The following is a 4989-nucleotide window of genomic DNA, read 5'->3' on the forward strand; positions in this document are numbered from 1 at the left end:
GAATATCTATAAACATTTTTTCTCCTTTTGTTTATAAAGGTTATGCCAAAATTGGCTATAGCTTTTATAATGCCTTTCTTTGTTTTTTAATGCTTTTATATGTCTTTATATCCCTCCCCCTTTTTTTGGTAAAATAATATGAAAAAAGGAGGTTTTTTATGTCTCAAACAAGTAATGTTAATCGTTTTGTTCTAGGGGCCCGCCGGATTCTGCGTACATATTGCCTCTAAATTGCCCTAAATCTTTTTTAAATAACTTTATACCTATTTCTTGATATAGTCCCTGCCTTATTGCTCATTTATGCCCTATTTACTTTTAGTCCTCTTTTTTCACTCTTTCTGTGCTTTTTTCTATTCCCAAAATTTTCAATGAACAATTTTTTCTCTGTTTTGCTTTCAGAAAAACACCCTTTTTCCTTTTCATCTTTTTTTTTCATCTATTTTTTGACACTACCTTATATAGTTCCCATCTAAATATTCCCATGCACCATTTTGATATTCTAAAAAGCAGATACTTTATCTTCTACTTCAATATTATGCAGTTTTGTTCTTGTTTTTGCTTCAATTTTATAAGGTAATCCCGCTAATAAGTTCAGTTGGATTTACTCTTCCCCAGACCTTCTCAATTACAAATCCCTCTGCATACAAAACACCGCACTGTAATCCCCTGAACTTTCCCATTGTTTCAATTATATTTAAAGGGTCAGAAAGATGATGTCCTTTTAACCATTTATATTGACTCTCATGACAGAGAAACATTTTCTTTTTTATCTCAAAAAATTCAGTTATATCAACATAATAGTCAGGCTGAAATTTAAGTCCAACGGAAGTATCCATATAAAAAATTGGAGTTATTTTTTCCCAGAATGTTTCTTTTGTTTTATAATTTGGTAGTGTTGCAGTAAAAGCAGCATCAAAAACAAGTTTTGATGTAGTTGTATGGTCTGGCATATAATCATCAGGACTATGAGTGATAATTATATCTGGTCTTGCATGTCTTATAATATCAACAACTTCTTTTCTCATTTCTTTTGTTGGATAAAGGTCAAGGTCAGATGCAATTGGTCCAAGAACTTCTGCATTTATCAAACTACCTGATTTTTTTGCTTCTTTATCCCTTATTTCCGCAAGTTGGTCAGGTGTTATATCCTTTCCTCCTAAATTTCCATTACATAGATGAGCCATAAATATTTTATGCCCTTTTTTTGAATATTTTGCTAATGTTCCACCACATAAAAGTTCAAGGTCATCTGGATGTGCTCCAACCGCTAATATATTCATTTTTTTCTCCTTTGAAGGAATACCCTCACATTATTAATTACATTCAGGAATTAGTGGTCCTGCAAGTTCTTTCAAGAAAAATAATTTTCCTGGTAAAGTTGGTATGAAACTGCTTGGAACCCATATATCAGGTCCATATCTTAAAGTAACCCATAAACTCATTCCCTGCCACATCATTCCTCTTCCTAATATCCCATCTGCTCCTCCTATAATTTTATCACCTTTCAAAAATATTCCAGGTCCTATTGTATTTGCAAAACAGGGAACAAGAGTTGTTCTACTTTTAAAACTTGTTATTGCATTTTGTTCAATTGTAAGAGGATGTAATTTCGCTCCTGTGCGATACATCTGAGAAATCCATTCCTTTTCTGACTTAAATTCTTCTGCAAAATGTGGTTCCCAGAAAGCAATATGAAAAACCCTGCCAATCCCAAAAATTAAAACCATCCTTGCTCCTTCTCCTCTCAATTTTGAAATTTTTTCAGGATATTTCGGTAATAATTCCTTTGTTGCAAAAAATCTTTGTTTTACAGGAACAGTCAATTTTCCAAGTGGCCCATAAAATGCACCTTCCATAGCGTTTTGAAAAGCGCCTGGATTATCAGGTGGAAGAGTATTGCCATTTTTATCACTCCATTCGTCCATATTAAAACCATAAACATGTTCACAATCTACTTTCCACTCTTTAAGAAAATACACAGCCCATTTATACATTCCCATTGGTCCAACAGGCAAAATTAAAATTAACTTTTTCCCTTCTTTTTTTGTTTGAGATATTTCCAGAGCAATTTCATGTCCCATCTTCAGATTAAATTCTTCAAGTGTATCACAGGCGATTGGTTGAAAATTTTTATTCCACCAATTTTGCTTTTCAAAAATTTTTTCAGGTGGAAAAGAACAACATCTATCAATTTTTTCTAAATTCCATCCTTTTGGGAAAAAATTCTCTAAAAGCGAGCCCTTAATTGTATCTATTAAATTCATAAATACCTCCCTGTTGACATAGGTTTTTTTCTATTATAACATACTTTTAAAGGTAAAAAAATTTAATAAAAAAAGGAGGAAAGAATGGAAAAATTAGCAATTGAAGGTGGAAGTCCTGTAAATACAAGACCATTTCCTATGTGGCCCTCTTTTTCTCAAAAGTCAATAGAAATGGTAGCAGAACCATTGAAAAATGGGAAAGTGAATTATTGGACAGGAGATATTGGCAATAAATTTGAAAAAGAATGGGCAAAATGGAATGGTGCTAAATATTGTATTACCACAACAAATGGGACAAGTGCTTTACACACTGCTGTTTCTGCTCTTAATATTGGTCCAGGTGATGAAGTAATATGTCCTTCTTATTCTTTTATTGCTTCTTCCTTTTGTATTTTACAGGCAGGAGCAATACCTGTTTTTGCTGATGTTGAGAAAAACTCACATACTCTTGACCCAAATGATATAGAAGACAAAATTACTGATAGAACAAAAGGTATAATTGTTGTTCATCTTTATGGAATTGTTGCTAATATGTACCCAATTCTTGAAGTTGCAAGAAAACATAATCTTTTTGTTATTGAAGATTGTGCTCAGTGTTTTGGAGGAATTTATAAGGGAAAGAAAACGGGAACAATTGGAGATGTTGGTTGTTTTAGTTTCTGCCAGAGCAAACACTTTACAACAGGTGGAGAGGGAGGAGCAGTTATTACAAATAATGAGGACCTTTACTGGGAATGTATGTCATTTAGGGACCATGGATATGATGTAAAAGAGAGATTACGACTTCTTGAAATGGAAAAAAAATTAATGTACATACACAAAAGAGTTGGTTTTAATTATAGAATGACAGAAATACAATCATTGATAGGTCTTTGTGAACTTGAGAGATTTGATACATGGAATTTAGCAAATAGAAAAAGGAACGGGAAATTTCTAATTTCTGCCTTAAAAGACCATCCTCTTGTTTTATATCCACCACTTGATACAGAAGAAAGACAGAATGCTTTTTGGTGGGCTCCATTTGTTATTGATACAGAGAAATTAAAAGTCCCTTTAAAACAATTTATCGCAGCAATTGAGGCAGAAGGTGTTCCTGCTTATGGAGTTCAATGGCCCGAAATGTATAAAGAAAGAGCATATATAGAAAAAAATGGTTTTGGGCGGTTAAAATATCCATTTGATGACCCTAATGCAAGAAAAATTGATTACTCAAAAGTTGAATGTAAAACAGCAAAATGGTTATCAGATAGGACAATGTCTTTCTTTACACATCCTGTATATGAAATGGAACATATGGAGAAATGTGTTGAAGCATTTAATAAAGTTGCTAATGTCTATATGAAATAGTAGTATGCTACAAAATAAGGGTTTCGTTTTTGATAATTTTATTCTTTTTTGTTTTTTGTAGAAATTATTCTCCCTTTTGTAAACCGACTAAGGAAGCAAAGGGGTAGCAAAGCAGAGTTGGTGCGTCATAGTTTCTTAAATAGCACAACAGGGGCAGGGGGAGATTTAAGACAAATCCATTCCTACCTTCCTTTATAAAAGGAAGGAGTTTTTTCTCCCTTTATAAAGGGAGATTAAGAGGGATTTCATCCTTCTCCCCTTAGCCTGTCCGACAAGATTTGTGGCAGAGGGAGAAGGTGGGGCTCGCCCGTAGGGCTACGCCCGAGGGATGAGGGGGTTTTCAGATAGCACAACGGGGGTTAGAGAGATTTTGGAAATTAAAGTTCTCTCTACTTGTTATTTAAATATAAACTGGTTAGTGAAAAATTTATTATTCCAATAAGAGGAGGGATTATGAGAAAAGTTAATATGGGAGTAATAGGGGCAGGTGGTATAGCAAAAAGAAGGTCAATACCTGGAATGCTGGATGCTAAAAACATAAAAGTTGTTGCTGTTATGGATGTTATTGGAGCAAAAAAAATAGCAGATGAATTTAAAATTGATAAATACTATGAAAAAGAAGAGGACATGGTAAAAGATGAAGAAGTTGAATGTATTTATATTGCATCTCCTGCTTTTTTACACTTAAAACATATAAAACTTTCAGCAGAAAATGGAAAACATATATTATGTGAAAAGCCGTTATGTATAAATTTAAAAGATGGGAAAAAAGCAGTAGAGATTTGTAAGAAAAATAATGTTTTTATTCAAGAAGGATATATGATGAAATTTCACGGAGCACATAAGAAAATTAAGCAGTTAATAGAAGAAGGTAAATTAGGAAGAATTGTATATATGAGGGCACAACTTTCCTGCTGGTATCCACCAATAGAAGGGGCATGGCGACAGGACCCTAAAAAAGGCGGAGGCGGTTCTTTAATTGATATGGCAACTCATCTTTATGACCTTCTTGAATTTCTAATTGATAAAAAAGTAAAAAGAGTATCTGCAATTACAAATAACCTTGTCCACTTTTATAAATCAGAGGACTCATCAACAACCTTACTTGAATTTGTTGATGGAACTCATGCAACAGTTGATAGTTTTTTCTGTATTCCTGATGAGGCGAGTAAAACACGACTTGAAATATATGGTTCAAAAGGAGCAATTTTGACAGAAGGGACAATAGGTCAGAGTATTGGTGGAAAAATGGAAGGAATTTTTGGTGTCGGGGAAGGCGGATATGATGCAATACAGAGTAAAGATAAGATTCCACAATTTGAAGAAATCCCCTTTGAAAAAATCAATCCCTATACTGCTGAATTTGAATATTTTGCTG

At 33.5% G+C, this 4989-nt stretch carries 5 protein-coding genes; 2 read left to right on the plus strand and 3 right to left on the minus strand.

Annotation, left to right across the window (positions count from 1 at the left end):
- Positions 1 to 298: 298 nt before the first annotated feature.
- The 3 genes from PLW95_07785 to PLW95_07795 form a co-directional block, all read right to left on the minus strand.
- Positions 299 to 436, minus strand: coding sequence for a hypothetical protein (locus tag PLW95_07785; GenBank protein HOV22554.1), 138 nt, complete (start codon positions 434 to 436; stop codon positions 299 to 301).
- Between the two features lie 130 nt (positions 437 to 566).
- Complete coding sequence (locus PLW95_07790) at positions 567 to 1280, minus strand: PIG-L family deacetylase (protein ID HOV22555.1); 714 nt, start codon at positions 1278 to 1280, stop codon at positions 567 to 569.
- A 33-nt stretch (positions 1281 to 1313) separates the two neighbouring features.
- Complete coding sequence (locus tag PLW95_07795) at positions 1314 to 2264, minus strand: glucosamine-6-phosphate isomerase (GenBank protein HOV22556.1); 951 nt, start codon at positions 2262 to 2264, stop codon at positions 1314 to 1316.
- Positions 2265 to 2348: 84 nt separating this feature from the next.
- On the opposite strand from PLW95_07795, the gene PLW95_07800 reads away from it, so the two are divergent.
- Positions 2349 to 3611 (plus strand): DegT/DnrJ/EryC1/StrS family aminotransferase, encoded by a 1263-nt coding sequence (locus PLW95_07800; protein HOV22557.1) that lies wholly within the window; start codon positions 2349 to 2351, stop codon positions 3609 to 3611.
- A 453-nt stretch (positions 3612 to 4064) separates the two neighbouring features.
- A partial coding sequence (locus tag PLW95_07805) for a Gfo/Idh/MocA family oxidoreductase (protein HOV22558.1) occupies positions 4065 to 4989 on the plus strand: 925 nt, incomplete at its 3' end.

This window comes from bacterium (assembly GCA_035370465.1).
Lineage (GTDB): Bacteria > Ratteibacteria > UBA8468 > B48-G9 > JAFGKM01 > JAGGVW01.

What these genes read in the sequence shown, in the direction of transcription:
- PLW95_07785 (HOV22554.1), bottom strand. Translation starts at nt 436, where the DNA reads ATGAAAAAAAAAGATGAAAAGGAAAAAGGGTGTTTTTCTGAAAGCAAA.
- PLW95_07795 (HOV22556.1), bottom strand. Translation starts at nt 2,264, where the DNA reads ATGAATTTAATAGATACAATTAAGGGCTCGCTTTTAGAGAATTTTTTC.
- PLW95_07800 (HOV22557.1), top strand. Translation starts at nt 2,349, where the DNA reads ATGGAAAAATTAGCAATTGAAGGTGGAAGTCCTGTAAATACAAGACCA.
- PLW95_07790 (HOV22555.1), bottom strand. Translation starts at nt 1,280, where the DNA reads ATGAATATATTAGCGGTTGGAGCACATCCAGATGACCTTGAACTTTTA.